At 60.3% G+C, this 23,363-nt stretch carries 19 protein-coding genes; 8 read left to right on the top strand and 11 right to left on the bottom strand.

What is annotated here, in order from left to right; genetic code table 11:
• Positions 1 to 115 precede the first annotated feature (115 nt).
• From ACS5Q1_RS21595 to ACS5Q1_RS21585, 3 genes are all read right to left on the bottom strand, one after another.
• Entirely contained in the window at positions 116 to 610 is a 495-nt protein-coding gene (locus ACS5Q1_RS21595; protein WP_473100106.1) for a (2Fe-2S)-binding protein, read from the bottom strand.
• 175 nt (positions 611 to 785) lie between these two features.
• Positions 786 to 1,247, bottom strand: a complete 462-nt coding sequence (locus ACS5Q1_RS21590) for a CoxG family protein (protein WP_203441431.1) — start codon at positions 1,245 to 1,247, stop codon at positions 786 to 788.
• Positions 1,248 to 1,548: 301 nt separating this feature from the next.
• A complete protein-coding gene (locus ACS5Q1_RS21585; protein WP_473100105.1) occupies positions 1,549 to 1,977 on the bottom strand; it encodes an iron-sulfur cluster assembly scaffold protein in 429 nt (142 codons plus the stop codon).
• 211 nt (positions 1,978 to 2,188) lie between these two features.
• On the opposite strand from ACS5Q1_RS21585, the gene ACS5Q1_RS21580 reads away from it, so the two are divergent.
• From ACS5Q1_RS21580 to ACS5Q1_RS21565, 4 genes are all read left to right on the top strand, one after another.
• Positions 2,189 to 2,512, top strand: a complete 324-nt coding sequence (locus ACS5Q1_RS21580; RefSeq protein ID WP_473100119.1) for an XdhC family protein — start codon at positions 2,189 to 2,191, stop codon at positions 2,510 to 2,512.
• Positions 2,513 to 2,573: 61 nt separating this feature from the next.
• Positions 2,574 to 3,266: an XdhC family protein gene (locus tag ACS5Q1_RS21575; protein WP_473100104.1), complete on the top strand. Its 693-nt coding sequence runs from the start codon at positions 2,574 to 2,576 to the stop codon at positions 3,264 to 3,266.
• Positions 3,263 to 4,282: a molybdopterin-binding protein gene (locus ACS5Q1_RS21570; protein WP_473100103.1), complete on the top strand. Its 1,020-nt coding sequence runs from the start codon at positions 3,263 to 3,265 to the stop codon at positions 4,280 to 4,282. Before ACS5Q1_RS21575 ends, ACS5Q1_RS21570 begins: the two co-directional genes overlap by 4 nt.
• Positions 4,279 to 4,866 carry a nucleotidyltransferase family protein gene (locus ACS5Q1_RS21565; protein WP_473100102.1) on the top strand — a complete coding sequence of 196 codons (588 nt, stop codon included), beginning with the start codon at positions 4,279 to 4,281 and terminating at the stop codon, positions 4,864 to 4,866. Before ACS5Q1_RS21570 ends, ACS5Q1_RS21565 begins: the two co-directional genes overlap by 4 nt.
• A 49-nt stretch (positions 4,867 to 4,915) precedes the next feature.
• On the opposite strand, the gene ACS5Q1_RS21560 is transcribed toward ACS5Q1_RS21565, so the two are convergent.
• From ACS5Q1_RS21560 to ACS5Q1_RS21550, 3 genes are read right to left on the bottom strand one after another with little or no spacing between them, the layout of a single operon-like run.
• On the bottom strand, positions 4,916 to 7,141 hold the full coding sequence (locus ACS5Q1_RS21560; protein WP_473100118.1) for a xanthine dehydrogenase family protein molybdopterin-binding subunit: 2,226 nt from the start codon (positions 7,139 to 7,141) through the stop codon (positions 4,916 to 4,918).
• Between the two features lie 5 nt (positions 7,142 to 7,146).
• Positions 7,147 to 8,163, bottom strand: a complete 1,017-nt coding sequence (locus ACS5Q1_RS21555) for an FAD binding domain-containing protein (protein ID WP_473100101.1) — start codon at positions 8,161 to 8,163, stop codon at positions 7,147 to 7,149.
• A complete protein-coding gene (locus tag ACS5Q1_RS21550; protein ID WP_473100100.1) occupies positions 8,160 to 8,681 on the bottom strand; it encodes a (2Fe-2S)-binding protein in 522 nt (173 codons plus the stop codon). The genes ACS5Q1_RS21555 and ACS5Q1_RS21550 overlap by 4 nt, the downstream gene beginning before the upstream one ends.
• Positions 8,682 to 9,152: 471 nt before the next feature.
• Here ACS5Q1_RS21550 and ACS5Q1_RS21545 point away from each other — a divergent pair, with 471 nt between their 5' ends.
• Positions 9,153 to 10,811, top strand: a complete 1,659-nt coding sequence (locus ACS5Q1_RS21545; protein ID WP_473100099.1) for a Na/Pi cotransporter family protein — start codon at positions 9,153 to 9,155, stop codon at positions 10,809 to 10,811.
• A 223-nt stretch (positions 10,812 to 11,034) separates the two neighbouring features.
• Here ACS5Q1_RS21545 and ACS5Q1_RS21540 read toward each other — a convergent pair whose 3' ends face one another.
• Together ACS5Q1_RS21540 and ACS5Q1_RS21535 are read right to left on the bottom strand one after the other, a co-directional pair.
• A complete protein-coding gene (locus ACS5Q1_RS21540) occupies positions 11,035 to 12,015 on the bottom strand; it encodes an aldo/keto reductase (RefSeq protein WP_473100098.1) in 981 nt (326 codons plus the stop codon).
• 18 nt (positions 12,016 to 12,033) lie between these two features.
• A complete protein-coding gene (locus ACS5Q1_RS21535; protein WP_473100097.1) occupies positions 12,034 to 12,864 on the bottom strand; it encodes an aldo/keto reductase in 831 nt (276 codons plus the stop codon).
• A gap of 207 nt (positions 12,865 to 13,071) precedes the next feature.
• Here ACS5Q1_RS21535 and ACS5Q1_RS21530 point away from each other — a divergent pair, with 207 nt between their 5' ends.
• The gene (locus ACS5Q1_RS21530; RefSeq protein ID WP_473100096.1) at positions 13,072 to 13,983 is read left to right on the top strand and encodes a LysR family transcriptional regulator; all 912 of its coding nucleotides are present in this window, start codon (positions 13,072 to 13,074) and stop codon (positions 13,981 to 13,983) included.
• Positions 13,984 to 14,138: 155 nt separating this feature from the next.
• Complete coding sequence (locus ACS5Q1_RS21525; protein WP_473100095.1) at positions 14,139 to 14,996, top strand: NAD-dependent epimerase/dehydratase family protein; 858 nt, start codon at positions 14,139 to 14,141, stop codon at positions 14,994 to 14,996.
• 121 nt (positions 14,997 to 15,117) lie between these two features.
• Here ACS5Q1_RS21525 and ACS5Q1_RS21520 read toward each other — a convergent pair whose 3' ends face one another.
• The 3 genes from ACS5Q1_RS21520 to ACS5Q1_RS21510 form a co-directional block, all read right to left on the bottom strand.
• Positions 15,118 to 15,708 carry a hypothetical protein gene (locus tag ACS5Q1_RS21520; RefSeq protein ID WP_473100094.1) on the bottom strand — a complete coding sequence of 197 codons (591 nt, stop codon included), beginning with the start codon at positions 15,706 to 15,708 and terminating at the stop codon, positions 15,118 to 15,120.
• A gap of 535 nt (positions 15,709 to 16,243) precedes the next feature.
• Complete coding sequence (locus tag ACS5Q1_RS21515; protein WP_473100093.1) at positions 16,244 to 18,670, bottom strand: hybrid sensor histidine kinase/response regulator; 2,427 nt, start codon at positions 18,668 to 18,670, stop codon at positions 16,244 to 16,246.
• Positions 18,671 to 18,720: 50 nt separating this feature from the next.
• Positions 18,721 to 20,892, bottom strand: coding sequence for a GGDEF/EAL domain-containing response regulator (locus ACS5Q1_RS21510; protein ID WP_473100092.1), 2,172 nt, complete (start codon positions 20,890 to 20,892; stop codon positions 18,721 to 18,723).
• A gap of 561 nt (positions 20,893 to 21,453) precedes the next feature.
• Here ACS5Q1_RS21510 and ACS5Q1_RS21505 point away from each other — a divergent pair.
• Positions 21,454 to 22,413 (top strand): crotonase/enoyl-CoA hydratase family protein, encoded by a 960-nt coding sequence (locus ACS5Q1_RS21505; protein WP_473100091.1) that lies wholly within the window; start codon positions 21,454 to 21,456, stop codon positions 22,411 to 22,413.
• Positions 22,414 to 23,363: the final 950 nt, after the last annotated feature.

Raw genomic sequence — 23,363 nt, 5'->3', positions numbered from 1 at the left:
CTCATCAGAAGGCGGAAGCGGGAATCTCGACACGGACGTTGGAGAGACTACGCCGGCTTCGAGGTCCTCAGCCTGCACCCGTTGATGTGGGCGTCGCACCTTGGCGAGGGTCGGCCTATTCAGCCGCCTGCCTTAAAGGTGCCTGGGCCATGGCTAGCGCTCCGGCGGCAACGGCTTTGACGATGTTGTGATAGCCCGTGCAGCGGCACAGATTGCCTTCCAGCTCGGCCCGAATGGTCTGTTCGTCGAGAGCATGTCCCTTCCGGTTCACGATATCGATGGCGGACATGACCATGCCCGGCGTGCAGTAGCCGCATTGCAGGCCATGATGCTCGCGGAAGGCCGCCTGCATCGGATGCAGCTCGCCGCCTTGGGCGATGCCCTCGATGGTGGTGACGGTGGCTGAATTCGCCTGGACGGCGAGGATCGTACAGGCCTTCACGGCCTGATTGTTCAAATGAACGACGCAGGCGCCACACTGGCTGGTGTCGCAGCCCACGTGGGTTCCGGTAAGTCGAAGATTGTCGCGTAAGAAGTGAACGAGAAGAGTGCGGGGGTCGACGTCTGCGGTGACGGGTTGACCGTTCACCGTCAGGGAGACGGTGGTCATGCGTGCTTTCCTCCTCAGACACCGGCAGCCCGGCCAACCTTAGGTGGTCTCAGGCACCGGCAGGTATTCTTGTTGGACGATCGCATGAATGCGATCTGCCAATGTCAAGTGTGAACCGCCCCGATTGAGCGGTCAAGCATTGGAATGATTCAAAGGATGGCCGATGAGGAAACGCTCAGACGGCCGTTTCCTCAGGCGAGAGGATCCTGGCAAAATTCGCGAAGAACTCGTCGGCATATTTCTTCGCTACGCCATTGATCAGCCTGCCGCCGAGCTGAGCGATCTTGCCGCCCACATTCGCTTCGACGTCATAGACCAGCTTGGTTCCGCCCTCGATATCCTCCAGGCGCACCTTCGCTCCGCCCTTGGCCCAACCAGCAACTCCGCCCTGTCCCTCGCCGGTGATGGTGTAGCTGTCGGGGGGATCGAGATCGGTCAGTTTCACGCTGCCCTTGAAGGTTGCCTTGACGGGTCCGATTGAGATTTTCGCCGTTGCCTGGAATTCCGTGTCGCTCACCTTCTCCAGTTCCTGGCACCCTGGGATGCAGGCTTTCAAGACGTTGGGATCATTGAGCGCAACCCAGACTGCTTCCCGGTCCGCCGGTAGCGTGACGTCGCCTTGCATTATCATCGCCATGCTGAGTCCTCCCTGGATTTCCCCCGATATTGACAGCAAAGTATGATGCAAATTGCCCGGAGTGCCAGATCCTAGGTTCTGCTGCAGTGCACGATAGATGCGTGCGCTGCAACAATTGCTTGGAGCCGGTCAACGGCTTGAGCGTGCTTTCAAGACCGGCGCTTCCCATGGGATGGGATCGGTAGCGCCGATGCATCTTCCTCAGCTTCGCCGGGACCCGATGTCCGCCAATGGTGTGCGTCTTCGATCCAAACGGTTCGTCGAAGTTTGCGCCGTTCCGGGCCTCATTGCGAGGACTGCCCTAACGTTTTTGGATTTGGTCGAGTGCATCGACAACGGCATCGAAGGTGAGAAGGATGGAGGGATGGCGAGCCTTGAGGTCCCGCGCCGGTTCCAGAAATGCGAGGTCCGCCCATTTCCCGGAGGGTGGGGTGCCGCCAGCCTTCAACATCCGGCGCATTTCCTCCCGAACGTCCCGAAGCTCTGCCGCGGCCGATCCCACCACGTTTCGGCCCATGATCGATGACGATGCCTGCCCCAGGGCACAGGCTTTCACTTCGTGGGCGAACCCCGTGACGACATCGCCATCGAGTTTCAGATAAACGGTGACCGTCGACCCACACAGCTTGGAGTGTGCCGTAGCGCTGGCATCGGCATCCATTAGCTTCCCGAGACGCGGAATGTCACCTGCAAGCTGCAATATGCGCCGGCTGTAGATATCGTTGAGCATCTTGCTCGTAAGCCATCCGACGAATGTACCTGCCCCTCGCTGAATCAGACGCTCCGATCCAAGACCTGTCAATGGTCAGATACAGCCCCAACACCTGAGTCCAGGGTTCGCCTGCGGGTTCATTCGTATTCTGGTTGCGGTTCAAGGGGCCGCAATGGCAGTATTGACCCATATCGGCCGTCTGAGGCTGCTCATTTCGCCAGGGAATCTCATGTTCTCGACCGATACGGATATCCTAAGGACCGCAGAAGCCTGGAGGCGCGCGGGCAGGGGCGTGGCAATCGCGACCGTGGTCGAAACCTGGGGGTCGGCACCGCGTCCTGTCGGCAGTCACCTGGTGATTGACGAGGATACGAACTTTCTCGGGTCCGTTTCTGGCGGATGCGTCGAGGGAGCGGTCATTACGGAGGCTCTGGACGTCATTGCCGATGGAAAGCCGCGGATGCTCGAGTTCGGGGTTGCCGACGAGAGCGCATGGCAGGTCGGACTCTCATGCGGGGGACGGATCAGCGTCTACGTGGAACGAGTAGACTAGGATGGGCGGATATTCTCTGCCGCCTTCATTTCTCCGTTTCGCCGGATGGTGAGGGCATGACATGCGGCTGAGTCTTCTATCGGACCTGAATGCAGAGCGAGCCGCTCGGCGAGCCGCCGTGCTTGTGACCGACATCGCATCGGGCGAACAGCGCCTTGTTCGGGAAGAAGGGGTTGGAAATGACCCTATCGCTCAGGACATTCAGGAGCGCCTGCGCCAGGGCAAGAGTGGCCTCATTGAGCGGGATGGTCGCCAGTACTTTCTCACCGTGCAGACGCCACCGGTGAGGGTGGTGATCATTGGTGCCGTCCACATTAGCCAGGCCTTGGCTCCTATGGCAAAGGACCTGGACCTCGACGTCACCATCATCGACCCGCGTACGGCCTTCGCGACTCCCGAACGCTTTCCGGACGTGCAGGTGAGGGCTGAGTGGCCCGATGCTGCCCTGCCCGATATCGGGATCGACCGATATACGGCCGTCGTGGCACTGACCCATGACCCTAAAATCGACGATCCTGCGCTCGCCGCGGCCTTCAGGTCGCCATGCTTTTACATCGGTGCGCTCGGCTCGCGCAAAACCCATGAGCGCCGCGTTCAGCGACTGATGGCGTCCGGCTTCACCGACGCGGATCTTGCCCGTATCCATGCCCCGATCGGGCTTGACATCGGAGCCGTTTCTCCGGCGGAGATTGCCGTCTCCATCCTGGCAGAGATCGTTGCAACCCTGCGCAAGGAGCGGAGGCGCTCGGCGTGAAATTTGGCCTTATTCCAATTGAGGAGGCGATTGGAGCCCTGGCGGCTCACAGCGTGCGGGCAGGCAGCACGACGGTGAAGAAAGGAACCCTCGTCTCGCCCGAGATCGCGATGCAGCTGAAGCAAGCTGGCGTCGAGACGATGATCGCAGCGCGGCTCGAACCTGGAGATATCAGCGAGGACGAAGCGGCCTGGCGGCTCGCCCGATCTCTTGCCGGCGAAAACGTCGTTGTCGAAGCACCCTTCACCGGACGTTCCAATCTCTACGCCGAGGCCTCGGGCGTGCTCCTGATCGATGTCGAGGCGATCAACGGCCTCAATGCGGTCGACGAGGCCATGACGGCCGCCACCTTACCCGCCTACAAGCCGGTAGTCGTGGGGGAGATGGTCGGCACCGTCAAAATCATTCCCTATGCCATCCCGGAGACCCTGCTATGGAATGGGTTAGCTGCGGTTGGCAGGGAGGCGCTGCGTGTTGCACCCTATACCCGTCGCTTGGTCGGCGTTGTTTCGACGGTTCTTCCAGGGCTCAAGCCGAGTGTGATCGACAAGACCGTTGCCGTGCTGGCGCAGCGGCTCGAGCCCGCGAATGCAAGGATCGTGCAGGATTGCCGTGTGTCCCACGATGCGGCTGTATTGGCGCGGGAGCTTTCCGAACTGGCACAAGGCGACACGCAGCTCATCATCGTGTTCGGGGCCTCGGCGATTGCCGACCGTCGGGACGTCATTCCATCCGCCATCGAGCGGGCAGGCGGACGAGTGGAGCATTTCGGTATGCCTGTCGATCCTGGAAACCTACTTCTCATCGGAGCCATCGCCGGCAAGCCTGTCATCGGAGCTCCTGGCTGTGCTCGGTCACCCAAGGAGAACGGGTTTGACTGGATTCTTCACCGACTTCTTGCGGATGTTCCCGTGACACGGGCTGACATCATGTCACTCGGCGTCGGAGGGCTTCTTATGGAGATCGTCTCCCGGCCACAGCCGCGTGAGGGCGGCGAAAGCGAGGCTGATGAATGAGCGATGTGGCGGCTATTGTTCTGGCCGCCGGGCGCGGCAGCCGGTTCGGCGACGAGCCGAAGCTGCTGGCTCGGCTTGGCGGCAAGGCCTTGGTTCGCCATGTCGCTGAGGCTGCCGTCGGCTCTTCGGTCGATCCGGTTATCGTGGTGACCGGCCATCGATCCGAAGAGGTCGAGGCGGCCGTGCATGGGCTTTCCGTTCGGATCCTCCATAATGCCTTGTTTGAACAGGGGCTTTCGACGTCGCTGAAAGCCGGGTTCTCCGCCCTCCCTCCAAAGGCGCGGGCTGCAATCATCCTCCTTGGGGACATGCCCTTCGTGAGAGCTGATCTCATCGATGCCCTCGTGGTAGGGTGGCGAGAAAGGGGAGAACCAGCGGCCCTGATCCCCACCTTGAACGGCCGACGTGGCAACCCGGTCGTGCTCTCACGTGATCTCCAAGCTGCGATCGAAGGCCTGTCCGGTGACGTCGGCGCAGGCCCACTTTTGCGCGGACGGTTGGATGTTCTCGAGTGGACGACCACGGATCCTGCTGTCGTTCAGGACATCGACACGAGAGAGGATTTCGCCACGCACCGAACGTGAACGGCTGAGGCGGGGACTTTCACCAGCATTGCGGATTGGCCGCTTAAGATCAATCGAGCTTGTCCAACGTGATGGGCAGGTCGCGCACGCGCTTTCCCGTCGCGTGATAGACCGCGTTGGCAACCGCGGCTGCGACGCCGACGATGCCGATCTCGCCCAGCCCTTTGATGCCGAGCCGATTGATGGTGTCGTCCGGCTCGTCGACGAAGATGATCTTGATGTCGTGGATGTCGGCGTTCACCGGGACGTGGTATTCCGCAATGTTGGCATTCATGACGCGCCCGAAGGTGTGGTCGAGAAGCGTTTCCTCGTGCAGTGCCATGCCGATACCCCATACCACGCCACCCAGGATCTGGCTCCCGGCGGTCTTGGTATTCAGGATGCGCCCGGCCGCAACTGCGCTGACGACGCGGGTGACTCGGATGACACCGAGCTCTTCGTCTACCTTGACCTCGACAAAGACCGCGGAATGCACGTTGTGCGAACGCGACTCATCCTTGGCAAAGCGCGTGGTCTTCTCCTGCTCGATGCGGTCGACGCCGCCATGGCGCATGGCATCGGCAATCGATACCGCGCTTGCAGGATCGCGCTTGCTCACGAGCTTGCCGTCGGCCAGCGTGACCTCATCGGGCGCAACGTCTGCAAAAGGCGAATTCGGCATCTGCTTGGCGAGGCCCAACAGCTCGTGGCGGACTGCGTCGGACGTTGTCGCGATCCCATTGGCCACCGAGGCTGCAATCCATGATCCCCCTTCGACCGGCGATTGCGGCAGAGTCGAGTCTCCAAGCTTGACGGTGATGGCGTCGAGCGGCAACCCGAGCATGTCGGCCGCGACCTGGGCCATGATCGTGTAGGTGCCCGTGCCGATGTCGGAGGTCGCGCATGACACCTCCGCATGGCCGTTGGAGGTGAGTGCGATACGCACCGCGATCGGCACCTGCAATGCCTCCCAGACGCCCGTCGCCATACCCCAGCCCACCAGCTCGTTGCCATCGCGCATCGAGCGAGGTTCGGGGGTGCGTTTATCCCAGCCAAACACTTCAGCACCTTGGCGATAACAGTCCCGCAGGTTCTTGCTGCCGTAGGGCCGATCGGCGTGCTGGTCACGGTCCGAATAGCACCTCAGGCGCAGATCGAGCGGGTCGAGCCTGAGCGCGACCGCGAGCTCGTCCATGGCGCATTCGAGGGCATAGACGCCAGTCGCCGCGCTCGGAGCACGCATGTCGCACGAGGTTGCAAGATCGAGCGGCGCGAGGTTATGGGCGTATGTCGCATTGGCACACTGGTAGAGCAGGCCTGACCAGCCTGTCTCCTGCCGATAAAAGTGCTCGTATTGCGAGGTCACCGTGAGAGCATCATGTGTGACCGTCTCGAGTGTTCCGTCAGCCTTGGCACCGAGCTCGATCCGCTGGATCATAGCCGGCCGATGGCCGAGGCCATACATCTGCTGCCGGGTGAGCACGACGCGCACCGAGCGCTTTAGCGCGAGCGCCGCCAGCGCGGCCAGAACTACCTGATATTGTGGGCGCAATCCTGATCCGAAGCCGCCGCCCATGAAGGGTGACATGACGCGCACATCGTCCGGATCCAACTTGAACACGCCACAGATATAGCGCTGGACGTTCTGCACGCCCTGGGTTTTGTCGTAGATTGTAAGCTTGCCATCGCCCTCGAATATGACCGTCGATGCATAGAGCTCCATCGGGTTGTGATGTTCGATCGGAACGTAATATTCGCCCTGGTGGCGCACTTCGGCAGCAGCGAATGCCTTCTCGGCCGCGCCGCGTGGCTTTGGTGGGGCGAAGGGATCCGCTCCAGGCTTTGCAGATGGTTTCAAAGCAGAGGGTTCTTCCCGCCTGCGGTGCATGTCGGTGACATGCGGTTCCCGGTCATAATCGACCCGCACTAAGGAGGCCGCGAACTGAGCGATTTCCGGTTCTTCGGCAACGACTAACGCGATTGGCTGCCCGTCGAACAAAATTCTATCGTCGTAGAGCGGCCGGAACGGCGAGCCATCCGGAGCAACATCGTCCTTATAGGCGCTGTCGTCGTCTGGCATCTCCGGCCGATTCAGGTGCGTGAGCACCTCGATCACGCCATCGACGCTCAATGCCTCGCTCACATCGAGACGCGCAATCCTGCCCTTGGCGATGGTGGATGTAACGACGCTGCCATGGGCGAGGTCGTCCGGGTGGACTTCCGCAGCGTATTTCGCAGCGCCGGTGACCTTTGCATGGCCGTCGACACGGGGTGTGGCGGTGCCGATATACGTCATGACAGTCACCGGATCTTCTTGATGGCCTGGACCTGGGGCGTGCCGTTCGCGGCCTGCGTCAACGTGCGTTCGATCGCACGATGGGCGAGTCCGATCTTGAAATTGTTGTGCGCGTAGCCTCTGGCATCGCGAAGCAGGATATCGGCCGCTCTCGCGAACGCCGTCCGGTCGGGGGCTTCGCCGCGCAATGCCGCTTCGGCTTCAGCTTTGCGCCAGGGTTTGTGGGCGACGCCGCCGAGCGCGAGCCGCGCCTCCTTGATGCGACCTCCCTCGATCTCCATGGCCGCGGCAACCGACACCAATGCGAACGCATAAGACAGCCGGTCGCGGATCTTCAAATAGCTGTAGTTTGCCGCGAAGCCCTTCGGCGGCAGTTCGATAGCCACAATGATCTCGGTCGGCGCGAGATTGGTATCGATTTGCGGCGTGTCGCCCGGTAGGCGATGGAAATCGGCAATGGGGATCGCGCGTTCACCAGCGGGCCCTGCCACATGGACTGTGGCTTCCAGGGCCGCGAGTGCGACGCACATGTCGGATGGGTGCGTCGCGATACAAGCGTCACTCGTGCCGAGGATAGCGTTAATCCGATTGATGCCATTGATCGCGGAGCAGCCGCTGCCGGGCTCTCGCTTGTTGCAAGGGGTTGCCGTGTCGTAGAAATAGAAGCACCGTGTGCGCTGCAGCAGATTGCCGCCAGTCGATGCCATGTTGCGCAATTGCTGCGATGCCCCCGCCAGAATCGCGCTTGACACTAACGGATAGCGCTTCTCGATTAGTGGATGGTAGGCAAGATCGCTGTTCGGCACGAGTGCACCGATGTGCAAGCCGCCATTCGAGGTTTCCTCGATCGTCTTGAGCGGCAGATGCGTGATATCGATCAGCCGCGTCGGGCTCTCGACCTCGTACTTCATCAGGTCGATGAGGTTGGTGCCTCCCGCGATGAACTTCGCGGTTGGATCAGCCGCGATCTGTCGGATGGCGTCGGGGACGTCAGAGGCACGCGCATATTCAAAGTTGATCATGGCTTGGCACCCATTGCCTGCTGGATCGCCGCGACGATGTTGGGATAGGCGCCGCACCGGCATATATTGCCGCTCATCAGTTCGCGGATTTCCTCCGCGGTCTTTGCCTTGCCCTCCGCGATGAGAGCGACGGCGGAACAGATCTGGCCGGGCGTGCAATAGCCGCACTGGAATGCATCGTGATCGATGAAGGCCTGCTGCACGGGATGGAGTGCACCATCGGTGGCGAGGCCTTCGACCGTAGTGATATTGGCGCCGTCTTTCATGACAGCAAACGTCAGGCACGAAACGAGCCGGCGGCCGTCAACCAAGACAGTGCAGGCGCCGCATTGACCGTGATCACAACCCTTCTTGGTGCCGGTCAGATCGAGGTGATCCCGCAGGGCATCGAGCAAAGTCGTCCACGGTGCAATTGTCAACGAGCGTCTTTGCCCGTTGACATTGAGCGTGACGGGTATCGCAGCTGGCTTGGAGATCGATTTAGACCCCGGGTCGTTTGGGAATGGCGATGGGCTCATCCGACTCCCCCGATTCGCCGTTAGGCGTCACACTACGCTCCCAAGTCAATTTGCCTATTTTGAGGCGCGTCATCGTTCCGGTCCGCGCTCATCAGGATCAACACGTGGCCCAGAGCGTAACGCCCTTAACCGGCCGGAGATCAGCCAAAGGGCAGATACTGTTGAGAAATTCGGCGAAGACCATTCTCGGGCGTTCTGCACCCAGGATCTGGGTCTGCTCTGGAAGGCCGCCGCTACCAGTAGGCTACCAGTGCGGTGGCTGGGGCTTTTTCAGAATCGGCACTGAGTAAAGCAGATCGGATATCCGCATCGGTACGGTGAGCAGGCCTTTACACGGCTGCGCTTAAGGCTCGTCTTTGACCATTTCGGACGTTGGGAGGGTCAGTGCAGTGGAGAGGCTAATGGCTAGGGTCGGCCAGCGCTATACTCCGACGAGGTCCAAGGCGGAAGCGTAGGCGGGACGAGACGTGCATGTCGACAGCAATTGCCATTCTCGGTGGGGTCGGACTGTTCCTGCTCGGCATGACCGTTATGACCGACGGCCTGAAGGCGCTGGCGGGGTCAGCCCTGCGCACCGTCCTCGGCAAGGCGGCGGCTACGCCGCTCTCGGGGGCCTTCTGGGGCGCGGTCGTCACGCTGCTCGTGCAGTCGTCGAGCGCGGTGACAATGACAACGATCGGCCTCGTCAGCGCCGGGCTTCTGACCTTTCCGCAGGGACTCGGCCTCGTGTTCGGCGCCAATGTCGGCACCACGGGCACTGGCTGGCTCGTGGCGCTGATTGGCGTGCGCGTCTCACTTTCGGCCTACGCCCTGCCGATGATTTTTGTTGGCGCGTTGGCCAAGTTGCTGGCTGGCAGGCGGATCGCGGCGGCGGGCGGGGCGCTCGCGGGCTTCGCGCTCGTGCTCTACGGGCTGACAACCCTCCAGCAGGGTATGGGAGGGCTTGCCGAGAGCCTGCATCCGTCGGACCTGCCCGCGACGCTCGGCGCGCCGGGGGTGGGCTGGGTCGCGGGGACGGTCGGTCTCATAACCCTGATCGTCGTCGGTCTGGCGATGACCGCGGTCATGCAGTCTTCGACAGCCGCCATCGCCGTCACCATTTCTGCTTTCTATGCCGGGGCAGTAAGCCTGGAGCAGGGCGCGGCGCTGATTATCGGCCAGAATATCGGGACGGCGACAAGCTCCGCATTGGCGGCCATCGGTGCCGGCACGACGGCCAAGCGCCTCGCTCTCGCCTATGTGCTCTTCAAGGTCATAGCGGCGCTCATCGCGATCGTCGCCTTTCCGTTCACGGCAGCGCTGATGAAAGCCCTCGCCGCGTCGGTCGACGGGATGACGCTCCTTGCCGCCTATCACACGGCCTATAACGTCGTCGGGGTCGCGGTGCTTCTTCCGGCTACGCAGTGGTTCACCCGTATCGTGGAGCGGCTCTTGCCCTCCGATCAAACGGCGCTTCAGCGCGCGCTCGATCCTAGTGCGCTCGCCAGTCCGGTGATCGCGGTCGAGACCGCCCGGCGTGTCGTGGCGGACGTCCTCGCGACAACCGCCGCCTCGGTTTCCGCTGCGCTTTCGGGCGGGGCCGGCCCCGCCGCGCAGGACATTGCGGTGGCCGCCGCCGCGCTCGAGGAGGTGCGGGATTTCCTGTCCGAATTGAAGGAACCGCCCGGCACCGAGGCCGAGCGGCTCCGCATGACGAGCACGCTGCACGCACTCGATCACGCCTCGCGCCTCGCAGAAGTCGTGGCGGACGGCGGGCTCCCAGGACAGGCGGCCGGTGCCCCGCATGACTTTCGCGCCGCAGAGTTGTGCGCAAAGGCCATGCGCGCGATACAGGCGATTGGTGGCTCGATTACCTCGGAGTCCGCCCTCAGCGCGCAGGCCGCCCCCATCGGCTGGAACGTGTCGTCCAAAGTCGCCGCCGCGCTCGCTGAAGCCGAGGGCACTGCGAGGGAACTCGATGCTCTCCAGCGGGACCATCGTGCCGCGTCCGTCGCGCCGGGAAAGCTGACCGTCGCGGATGCCTTCGCGCGGATCGACGCCATCGGGCGGCTCGACCGGATCGCGCATCATGCCTGGCGTTCGGCGGCGCATCTCCTGGGCCCCGGCGCGGATGACGATCTGGACCGGTAGTCCCAACCAGAGAGCACTCGGCGTGGAAGGAACGAGGATGAGTCCCGCTGGGACCGCGGCTTCAGGCGTGGATCCGGCGGCAGCCTCGATGCTGCCGAGGCGCCGGGCGGCTAAGACCTACGGACCCAACTGCCTACCGCAGGGCAAGAAGAGGGGCCGCTTGCGGGCGCCTCGTCGTTTCATCGCTCAGCGTTTCGCCCAACAACAACTTCCATAGAAGCTCTTATGAAAACCCAGTTACGGCATGGGGGACATAGGGCGCTTCCAAGGCTTTAATCTCGCCCTCTGTTAGCTTGATCGATAGGGCCGCCACCGCATCGTCGAGGTGATGCGGCCTGGTGGCCCCGACGATGGGAGCGGTGATCTCGGGCTTGGCCAGGAGCCAGGCGAGTGCCACCTGCGCCCGCGGGATGCTGCGCTGGGATGCGACCTGGGCCACCGCTTCCACCACTTTGCGATCCGCATCGGCGGTTGTGGCATAGAGTGTCTTGCCGAACTCGTCCGTTTCCGAGCGAGCACTCGTCTCGTTCCAGTCGCGGGTCAGGCGGCCCCGGGCCAGCGGGCTCCAGGGAATGACGCCGATGCCCTCCGCCCGGCAGAGCGGCAGCATCTCGCGCTCTTCCTCCCGGTACAACAGGTTCATGTAGTTCTGCATGGACACGAAGCGCGCCCAGCCGTGCCGCTCGGACAGTGCCAGCGCCTTGGCAAATTGCCAGGCATACATGGAGGAGGCGCCGATATAGCGGACCTTGCCGGCGCGAACCACATCGTTGAGCGCCTCGAGCGTCTCCTCGATCGGGGTCGAGGCATCCCAGCGATGGATTTGCAGCAGGTCGATGTAGTCGGTGCCGAGCCGCTTCAGGCTCGCATCGGTCTCGGTGAAGATGCTCTTGCGCGACAGGCCCGCGCCGTTAGGCCCGGGTCGCATCCGGCCGTGCAGCTTTGTCGCCAGCACGATCTCCTCGCGCCGGGCAAAATCCTTCAAGGCACGTCCGACGATCTCTTCCGACGTGCCGTCGGAATAGACATTGGCGGTGTCGAAGAAGTTGATCCCATGATCAAGCGCCTGGCGGATGAAGGGCCGACTTTCGCTTTCGGGCAGGGTCCAGGGATGGGAGCCGCGGTCCGGTTCGCCATAGCTCATGCAGCCCAGGCAAAGCCGCGAGACCTCCAAGCCGGTGCGGCCGGGCTTTACGTATTCCATGGAGTTCCTCCCTCATCGTCAGAACGTAGCGGTCATGGGATCAGATCCGATGCGCCCGCTCGGATTATCGAGCCCGGCAATGGCGGCCATGTCCTGGGCATCGAGGGCAAAGTCGAAGACGTTGAGGTTCTCCACAATCCGACCGGGCGTGACCGATTTGGGAATGACGATCAAGTCGTTGTCGACATGCCAGCGGATAATGATCTGGGCCGGCGTGCACCGATGCTTTTCGGCGATGTGTGCGATCACCGGATCGGACAGCGCCTGCCCTTGGCCGAGGGGGCTCCAAGACTGGGTCTTGATCCCTCGCTTGGCATGCACTTCCCGCAGGCGCTTCTGCTGGAAGCGGGAATGAAGCTCGATCTGGTTGAGCACGGGCGGTACGCCAGTCTCGTCGATGATGCGGTCGAGATGCTCTGCCGCGAAGTTCGACACGCCGATTGACCGGACACGCCCCTCCTTCTGGGCCTTGATCAGAGCACGCCAGGTGTCGACATAGAGTCCCCGCCACGGTGACGGCCAGTGAACCAGATAGAGATCAACATAATCCTGACCCAATCTCTTTAAGCTCTCATCCAGTGCCTTAAGGGTGCTGTCATAGCCCTGATCTTCGTTCCAGACCTTGGTGGTCAGGAAGATCTCATCACGCGCCACGCCTGACGCGTGGATGCCCTTACCGACCCCTTCCTCGTTCTGATAGACGGCCGCCGTATCGATGTGACGATAGCCGATCTCGAGTGCGGTTTTGACAGCGGCCACTGCGACATCGTTCGGAGTCTTCCAGACGCCCAGTCCGACCTGGGGAATGCTGTAGCCGTCACTGAAGGAGATACGAGGCTGATGGGTCATCAATGTTTCCAAGTGATATGCGATGTGAAGCAGAGGTTCAATCATCGCGAATGGCGAGTTGTCTTTGCGGTCGACGCCTCAGCTGCATCTGGTCAGGATATCCTTCAGCGATACTTTGGCGGTCGGAGACAATTTATAGTGCCATTCCGTCTCACCGGCTGCTGCACTTTCCTTGACTGAGTGTTGAGCGCAATTTAACAGTTTCCCATGCTCAGCCGCACCGACCTCGCCGATCTGGACGCCTTTCTCGACATCGTTCGATATGGCGGCTTCCGGCGCGCTGCGACCGCTCGGGGCGTCTCCGCCTCGGCCCTGAGCCATGCCATCCGAGGCCTGGAGGCCCGGCTCGGCATACGCCTGCTCCATCGCACCAGCCGCAGCGTGAAGCTCACGGCGGCAGGCGAGATGCTCTTTCAGGACCTCGATCCCGAGTTTCGGCGGATCGAAGAGGCGCTGGACCGTCTGGACCATTTCCGTGAGCGCCCCGCCGGACGGGTTCGCATCAACGTGCTGCGTGACGCCGCGCGTCTCCTGCTGACGCCGCTGTTGCCGGCCTTCGCTGCTGCCTATCCGGACATTGAAATCGAGATCGAGGTCGACGATCACTTCGTCGATGTGATCGCGAGCGGGTTCGATGCGGGCATTCGCTATGGCGGCACGGTTCCAGAGGGGATGGTCGCTGTCCGCCTTTCGCAAGATCTGAACTGGGTCGTGGTCGGATCGCCCGCCTACCTCGATGTGGCAGGGCGGCCTGAAGCACCCGAAGACCTCACCCGCCATCGCTGCATCCGGATCAGAACCGGCGACGGTCGTATCTATCATTGGGAGTTGGGAGCTGGCGACAGAGCGGTCACCGTCGATGTCCCCGGCACGATTACACTCGATGATTCCGAACTGTCGATTCGTGCCGCTGAGGCAGGGGCAGGCCTGTACTATTGTCTCGAAACTCGCGTCACGCATGAGATCGCAACGGGAACGCTCGAGGTGGTGCTGCCGGAATGGCGTTCCCCCGGTCCTGGATTCCATGCCTATTATGCAGGCCATCGCCAAATCCCGAGCGGCCTGCGCAGCTTTCTTGACTTCGTCCGCGCCCATTCCCTCGGACGAGGGGCGCCGTAGCTGAACTCGCGTCGAAGGGCGCAAGCGGCCACATCGTTGAACGAGGCTCAACGGGCTGTTGCGTCGATCATGTCTAGAGAGAAATGATCGGGAGGCATATTCCATGGGATCCGATGCGGCATCCGTCGCATCGGACGCTCTCTGGGAGGACCGACATGGGGAAGGTTATCGTGACTGGCGGCCATGGCAAATTGGGCCGGGCCTGCGTTCAGGACCTTGTCGACCACGGCTACGATGTGCTGGTGTTTGACAGCACGCCCTCGCCATCGCACCTGAGGCGTCGTTCCGTGCAGATCGACTTGTCCGATTTCGGCCAGACGCTGGATGCCTTTCTGAGTTTGGACAATCATTCGGGTCAGGTTGATGCCGTTGTCCATCTCGCGGCCATTCCGGCACCCGGCCGCCAGAGCGACGCCAGGACCTACCAGAACAACACGGCCTGCAGCTTCAACGTCTTCCATGCCGCCAAGCGGGCTGGCGTCAAGAACATCGTATTCGCCTCGAGTGAGACGGTGCTCGGCTTGCCGTTCGACACACCACCTCCCTACGTTCCCGTCGATGAAGAATATGAGCCTCGACCGGAAACGACCTATTCCCTTGGCAAGGTGATGGACGAGACCTTGGCGCGGCACCTCTGCCGGCAGGATCCGGAGCTGAAGATGTATGGCTTGCGCTTTTCCAATGTCATGGAGGTCAGCGACTATGCGGCCTTTCCGGACTTTGACAACGATGCCCGGCAGCGCAAGTGGAATCTTTGGGCTTACATCGATGCTCGAGATGGAGCGCAAGCCGTACGAAAGGCCCTGGAGCATCCCGGGAAGGGCTTCGAGATCTTCATCATCGCTAATGCCGATACGGTGATGACGCGACCGAATAAGGAGCTGATTGCGGAAGTCTTTCCCGGTGTGCCGTTCCGACGTGAGGTTGGCCCCAACGAAACCCTCCTCTCGATCGACAAGGCACGACGGGTGCTCAGCTATGAGCCGCGCCATACCTGGAAGGAAGGTCTGTAAGAAACTCCTGCGCAAACAGAACCATGGATAGTCGGGGCCTTAGGTCGTCATTGAGCGGGAACGTCGGGGGATTAATGTCATAGCCCGCTCGTGGGTGCCAAGCGGACATCGGGCCGTCAACCTACGACACTGCGCCCGCGGGACTTTGCGCCTGCGCCGCTCTCCGAAACAGCCAGGCGGAGAGGAGCCAGAGCGCGGAGAAAGACCCAGTCAGGATCAAGAGTTCCCCAGGTTCACTCGGTCCCGTAAAGCCCGCTCCGGCAATCAGGGCCACCATGCCGACCGACGCCTGAGCGAGCGCCGTTGCAACCATCGCATACGCCATTCCACGGGGCTGGAAACGCGCCATGACAGCACCGATGATACCGGCGGCGAGCACTCCGCCATACATCAGGTTGGCGGGGTTATCCTCCGGCCCGATGATGCCAACGGCAAGGTTCATCCAGACGAGGATGAAGGCTGCCGCCAGCGCAACGCCGACGGCGGCTCGGTACGCGGTATTGCCTGCCATTCTCGCTGCTAGCTCGTAGGTGCCGCCAGCGCAGACCAGCATGGCGCCGAAGATGGCGAAATCGGCCACGTCCCAGTCCACCTCATCGGTGACCTGCATCGCGAGTAAGGGCAGCAGCAGGGCGAACGCTGCAGTGCCCCAGGCTGCGAACCTCCAATCGTTCCTGTGCTGTCTATCACCGACTTTCGCGGGCTCTGGCATGACTCTGTCTCAGTGCATGAGGGAAGCCTTCATCCTAATGGCCGCTTGTGTGCGGCAGGAGTCAATTCTGAGCGATAGCACTGGGCTGACCTTATCCGGATTTCTGGATCGGCGACGTGAGCGGCGACTCATTCAGTCCGGTTGTTTTCATAGTTTTACCCAGAGCGGCCCTTTCGCGAAAGCTGAGAGCTCCGTACCGGAGATTTGAAACCGGGCATGCGGGCAGGAGCGCGTCGCCGCCGCCGAGCGCATCGTGCGGACCCGAAGGGCCGCGTCAGCGAAAGGTAGACCCGGCTCTCCGCGTCAAGGATGCGCTGCTTAAGGGATTGTGCATCGCTCCGCAGATGATGATCACGGATCAGCTGGCTCTATGCTGCTGCCAAAAGGGCGGTGATGCCCTTTGCCAGCATCGGGTTTGAACAATCGAACAAAAAACTGACATCAGCCGACCCGATGATGCGAGCGTACTATGAAGCGCTTTAAGCTGGCCGGGCAGATCCAGCGCTTTCTCTCCGTCCACGATCCGAGTGCAAACCTATCTCAACCCGCTAAATTGACGATGCTCTACTCTAGAGTCCTGCAAAAGATACTCCTTTAACGCGCTATGGGCCCGCTCAAGTTCTCGCGCCAAACGCTCAACCTGTTCTCCTCCGCTTCGGATAAGATCGGCGCTCGTGACGCGTCTCCAGCCGACGCAGATTTCATGCACCGTCTTGGCTCCCACATTGGCGGATGCGCTCTGCAGGCCGTGAGCTTCAAGGCGAAACCTGTGCGAGTCGCCCGACGCTGCTGCATCTCGCAACTCGCCGACGAGATGGTCGGCGTCGGAGAAAAACTCCTCAACGAGATCGAGAACGAAATCCCTTCCGCCCAATTGCTCCAGTTCTACGAGAAGGGATTCGTCTATGATGGTGGGAGGAGCAGCCGTCGAAGCAGCGGGAACCGGGTTGCCTTCGACGGGCGCTCGAGCAGGACGGGATGCCACGTGCTCCTCGATGGCTCTGAGAAGTGTCGCAGGCTGCACGGGTTTGGTCAGGCAGGCATCTATACCGGCCGCGAGTGCCTCGGCGGCAACTTCTGGCGTCACGTCGGCTGTCAGGGCGAAGATGGGGGTATGGGTGTCCTTGGGTTCCATGAATCGGAACAGCTTAGCAGCCTCGATGCCGGTCATGACCGGCATGTTGACGTCCAGAATGACCAGGTCGAACGACTCCTCCTCCAGCGCGCTGAGCGCATCCTCCCCGTTTGTGACGCATCGGGCGGTATGCCCGCCGCGCTCCAGAATCTTCGATATCACCAACCGATTCGTCGCATTGTCATCCGCCAAGAGGATCGAGAGCGGACGCGATGCGCGGGGAAGCTCGATCCCGCTCGGCTCGCTCCACATTGCCTGAGCCCAGGACGTTTGGGCGGCCGCCGCAATCGATGCGGTTCGAGCGTCACCCTGCGTAAAATCGAGTGGCAATACGCTGCTTGACACATGTATCAAGCCCGACGTCGCGAAGACTCGAGATGTATCCCGGCGTATGAGAACTGGAGCCACAGGAAGGTTCGCAGCCTCGAGCTCCGCGATCAAGAGGTCGTCAGACAGGTCGCTATAATAGAACAGAACGATCTGGCGACCTCTGTTCCGCCAGATCCACTCGCTCGCTTCGGACAAAGTTTGAGTGACGGCAATATCGGCTCCATTACCAAGCCGAAGCGCAATAGCCTGTGCAAGGCTAGGATAGGAGCAAACCAGAAGCGGCTGGATCAGCCAGGGCGTCGGTCGGCCCGAAGCTTCCTGATCCGCGGCCCTCATCGGGATGGTGAACCAGAAGCAGCTTCCGTGACCCTCTCTGCTATCGACCCCAATTTTACCGCCCATGGCTTCGATGAGTTGCCGGCTGATGGAGAGGCCGAGCCCCGTTCCGCCAAACCGATTAATGATGGTTTCGTCGGCCTGGGTGAAGTTCTCGAAGATCTTTCCTACCGCGTGTGGGGCAATGCCGATGCCGGTGTCGGAGACCATGAATCGGATGAAAGGCTTGTTGTTCTCGTTCACAGGGTGCGCTGCGAGCGTGACATACCCTTTTTCCGTGAACTTGATGGCATTGCCGAGAAGGTTGAGCAGGACTTCCTCGAGATGGTGCTTCGGTCCATGAAGCTGCAAAGGAGTCGGCGGAGCGATATGGATCGTCAATCGAAGCTCTTTTTGTTGAGCTTGAGTCAGGACCATAGCGCGGGCGGTGGATAGGACTTCCGACAGATCAAACTCAATCTGCTCGATCGGCATCTTTCCCGCTTCGATGCGGGACAGGTTCAAGATGTTATTGATCTGCCTGAGCAAAGACTCGCCGGCGGAACCAATCGTCCGAATGATTCCACGCTGTTCTGCGTCGAGGCTCGTTCCCGACATGAGACCCGAAAGACCGATGATTGCGCTCAGCGGAGTTCTCAATTCATGGCTGACGCTGGCAAGGAACAATGTCTTTGCCCGGTTTGCCGCCTCCGCCTGCGCCTTGGCATTGGATAGTTTGCGGATCAGCGTACTTGCATAGAGGGGGAGAACGATAAGGCTCAGCAGCAGGGTTGCCGAGAGGTAGATGTCGTCGTGCCACCTCGGCGTCGTGTAGATGACCACCATGAAGCACACGACCGAGACGACCAGCGCAACATACAGAAACCGGACGCCGAAGCGAAATCCATTTCCAAACGTAATCCATAGATAGAGCAGAAAAAGGACCGAGGACGTCTCCCCGACGTAGTGAAGCTGAACGGAGGCGGTGGCAAGATCGCTGACGATGGCAATAATTCGTCGGACCGTCGACTGGTGAGGTCTGAGGAGAATGTGGACGACGATTCCGATTGAAATGAATGCGAAGATCGTTGCACCGATCAACGCCTCGCGCGGTACAGAAGGATTGATCCAGAAAGTATAGGCTGCGATCAGACTCAAAAAGATGAGCCTGTTCAGGCTCATCTCATGCTCACGGTCGGGACTGTTCTTCAGGCGTGATAGGATACTGGCTATCACGAGCTCTGGACCTTCTTGGGCGGCACGCCCTGCTTCGGCAGCAGGTATCGGGGGTTCTCCTTGAGCAAGGCCTCGAAGAGATCGGTCGGTACGGGGCGACTGAACAGATAGCCTTGAGCCTCGTCACAGGCGTGATTGAGGAGGCATGTGAGCTGAGGGTTGGTTTCGACGCCCTCCGCAACCACTTTCAGCTCGAGGCTTTGGGCCAGGGAGATGATCGCCCTGACAATGGCTTCGTCGCGGCTCCCCGCCAAGAGGCTTGAGATGAACGATCGATCGATCTTCAATGTGTCGACGGCGAAATTCTTCAGGTAGCTGAGAGAGGAGAAGCCCACTCCGAAATCGTCGATCGCGAGCCGCACTCCAAGCTTCTTGAGTCTCTGAAGAATCTGCTTGGTTCGTTCGACGTCCTTGAGAAGGCTGCCCTCGGTGAGTTCGAGTTCAAGGGACTCCGGATTCAGATTGGTCTCCCTAAGGGTGTCCTCGACGAGCTGAACGATATCCTGGCGGAGAAACTGGACGGGTGACAGGTTGACTGAGATCCGGAGCGGACCGTATCCGAGGTTCTGCCACGCCGCAGCCTGAGTACAGGCCTTCTTGAGAACCCACGCGCCGATCTCGTTGATCAGCCCGGTCTCTTCCGCAATATTGATGAATGCGTTGGGAGAGGTGAGGCCGAATTCCGGCCTGATCCATCGCAAGAGCGCTTCTGCGCCTGCAATCGATCCTGTCTCCAGATCGATTTGGGGCTGATAGTGAAGCTCGAACTGTTCCTGAGCAATTGCCTTGCGTAGATCGGTCTCCAGGCCGATGTTGTTCCAGGAGACACTGTCCATCTCGGGCGAGTAGAAGCGCAGCGTGTTCCTTCCCTCAGCCTTGGCCCGGTACATGGACAGGTCAGCGCACCGGAGGAGCTTCTCGGCATCCTGGCTGTCGCGAGGCGCCAACGTGATTCCAATCGTGCAGCCTATTCTGATCTCGGTCTCTTCAAGGAGGAATGGTGCGGACAGGGAATCGATAATCTTGCGGGCGAGTTCTTCCGCATCGTCCGGAGATTCGGTGTTCGCCTGCACGACGACGAACTCGTCGCCCGACATTCTTGCGACGAGGTCGCTGCTCGAAACGGTTCCAAGAAGGCGGCTCGTCACCAACTGCAGCATGCGATCGCCCCCGGCGTGGCCGAGGGCATCATTAACCGTCTTGAAGCGATCGAGGTCGATCAGGAGGATTGCAAACCGGGTCTCTTCGCTGGAGAGCCCCTGTTGGATCCAATCGTAGAGCATTCTCCGGTTGGGAAGATCGGTCAGCGTGTCATGCAGCGCAATATGCCGCAAGGTGCTTTCAGCCTGCTTTCGCTCGGTGATGTCGACCGACGTCGTCAGAACGCTGGTTTCGGTGCCTGAAAACGCGCGCATCGATGTCTTGGTCGTCAGAAAGGCACGTTCATCCCCGAAGATGTCGGAAATACTCTCCTCAAAGCTCACGGAGGTTCGCTGATCCTTGACGATGGAACCGTGAACCTGCCGGCCGAACTCCGGCTTGCTGCTCCGCAGCACATCGCTCATCAGTTTTCCCGTCAGAGCTTCCGGAGTGGAGTTGACGAAGTCGGCAAAGTGGGCGTTCACGAAGACGATGCGACTGTCCTTGTCGGCTGCGCTGATCAATGCCGGCACGGTATCGATCACCCGGGCCAGAGCCTCCCGGCTGCTGCGGACCAGTTCCTCCTGAGAGCGTTCACTGATACGGAGTTGCTGCTCGAGAGCCTGGGCGCGGCCTTTGATCTGCTGTTGCTGCCGCTGCAGCTTGAGCAGATTGCGGGCCCGGGTGACGAATTCATAATGATCGACAGGGGATCGCAGGAAGTCCGTAGCCCCTGCTTCCAGGGCGCGAAGCCGGAAGGCTCTGTCATCGTAGGCAGTGATGACGATGATCGGAACATCGATGCCATTGGTATTGGCCCGGACATGTTTGGTGAATTCCGCGCCGTCCATGACGGGCATTCGAAAGTCGGTAACAATCAGATCAGGAGCGTTGCCCTCGAGCCATTCGAGTGCCTCCACTGGTGATGCAAAGGCATGCACCACCGCTCCGTCTTCGATCTTCTGAGCGAGTCGGGAATAGATGTTGCGGTTGGTGCCTTTGTCGTCGAGGATCAGAATAACTGCCATGTGTTGCCCCCCGGCATCCCCCAGTCTGTCAGCTCGATCTATGCTCTGGAGTCGTTGAGCCTCCTCAGTGATCGACGATGGCGTTTAACCTGCTTCGTTGCTGTCATTCCGTGGGTCGTGCGGCGTGTCCTAGCGCAAGTGCCGTTTCATCCCTTTCGTGAGATCATCTATTCGTTCGCAGGTACGCCACGGCATCTTGTTGCTTTGTTGCATAAGATCAACATGACGTTTGCATCGAACATTTATATCGCAATTACGTAGGGAATGTATCCTGCTTTGCTTGACCGTTTATGGACTTGGTTAATTCAGTATTTTCAGGATCAGGCAATAAAGCTCTTAAATTTCAAGTAATCAGGTGGTCTCTGATTGTTTAAGTTTGTAAGAGGCGGGCGTCATTAACCAAGCTTCTCGACAAATCTTCCTAGGTACTATCCACTAGGCTGTTAAAGGATCATTATCCTTAAGGAAGGTTGCCTCCGACAGGTGCGCACCGCTCGACGGCGAGATGAAGCTCGCCGTGCTGATGAATTCTCTATGATGGAGAGCAGGATGCTATCCCCGTTGGCCAAAGCCGATGACCATCTCTTTTCTGACGTTCAATCTGTCGGCGATCTAGAAATATCGACTCCTGCAACTCCGACGCGGAGGCCCGCAATCGAGTCGACGCAATCCGACCCAACCAAGCTTCTCCTGCCGTATATTGACGTCAAACTTGACTTCGAGCAGAAGATCTATTGGGCGGCCATGCGTCCGAGCCAGCATCCGATGATCACGATAGAGCTTCTGCGGGACATGATGTGTGTGCAGGAATCCGTGCGCGCGATCATGGAAGAAGGAAACCGCGAACAATGTCGGCACCTGGAGTACTTCGTTGCCGCATCCCAGACACCAGGTGTCTATAACTTCGGCGGAAATCTGGCTTACTTTGCCGATTGCATCCGACGCAGGGATCGTGAGGGATTGAGGGGCTACGCCTATGCGTGCATCGATGTAGTCTATGGAAATGCAATGGCCTTTCATACGCCACTGATTACAATTGCGCTGGTTCAAGGCGATGCGCTGGGCGGTGGATTCGAGTGCGCACTCTCGTTTGACGTTCTTGTCGCAGAGAAAAGCGCGAGGATGGGCCTGCCGGAGGTGCTGTTCAATCTGTTCCCTGGAATGGGGGCATACAGCTTCCTGTCCCGCAAGATCGGTATGGCATCTGCCGAGAAACTCATCATGAGCGGGAAGGTCTATACCGCAGAAGAACTGTATCATCTCGGTGTCGTTGATGTTCTTGCCGAAGACGGCCAGGGAGAAAACACGGTTCGGGATTACATCGCTCGCAACAGGCGCAGGCATAACGCTCACAGCGCCATCTATCGTTCGAAGAGGAGGATCGACCCCTTAAAGTATGAAGAGCTGCAGGATATCGTCGATATCTGGCTGGATGCTGCAATGAAGCTGAGTGAGCAGGATCTGCGGATGATGAAGCGCCTTGTCGCAGCGCAAGAACGCCGCTTGGATAGACAGGAATAATGGGAGTGTGTCGTGCGGCTTAGGTGCTCCCTTCCTTGATAAGCGCAATGCCAAAGCAGCCAAGTGCCTGTCGCAGTTTCGAGTTAGAGCATCGGACCTAAAAGTGGAATCCACTTTTAGGTCCGATGCTTCTTTCGTTGACTGGCGCATCGTCGAACGCGGAAAACCGGACCCACTTTTCACTGGCGTGGCCCTTTGGGTCGCTGCCGCGGCCCTCTGGGTCCGCGCGATGCGCTACTATGACGATGCTCCTTGAAGATCGAATCGAGCCGCGAGTTATCTGCTCACGAGGCATCAATTGAGAGTGGCCAAGGCCTTCGGATCAGGCTTGGGATTTGTTCCTCTGGGCTCGCTTCGAGAGCGTCGGATAGGGGGCTGTGCGGAAGTTCGATAGCACCTACAGTATCCACCCAATTGAAACGTGGGCGTAGAGAAAGAAGCGACGGAAGGTCTGGAAACGGGATCGAGATCGAGCCTTCAGCGGCGATCCGCTCTTGTGGAGTCGGAGGCAGAGACAGTTCGGCCGGCTCCGGTGGTGGAGGCATCGAAGCCTCCACTGGAAAACTCGGCTCGGCGGGATCGGGTGGCAGTGGCATTGCGGCCTCCGAGGGCGCTGCCGGCATAGTAGATGTAAGTGGCTCCGATGGCGGTTCGCTGACTGGCGGCGTTGAGGGGAATGTCGGTTCAGTAGGTTCCGGGGATGGCGGCATCAGCGCTGCGACCGGGAAGTTGGGCTCGGCAGGCTCCGGGGGCGGGTCGTGCGAGACTGAGGACACCTCTGGCTGTGGCGATACTTGCGGTCGCGGAGCCTGAGGTCCGAGCGGCTGCTGTGGATTCACGCTTGCGCTTGGAGTGATCTGACGGGAGCGGATAGCTGAACGCTTTCTGGCATCCTCTGCCATCATCTCAGCCTGACGCCTCACCTCCACATTGGCGGGTCGTGGCTTGGA

It is taken from the genome of Microvirga sp. GN3 (assembly GCF_055792825.1).
Note: the sequence above shows the minus strand (reverse complement) of the source record. Positions and strands in the feature narration are given on the sequence as shown.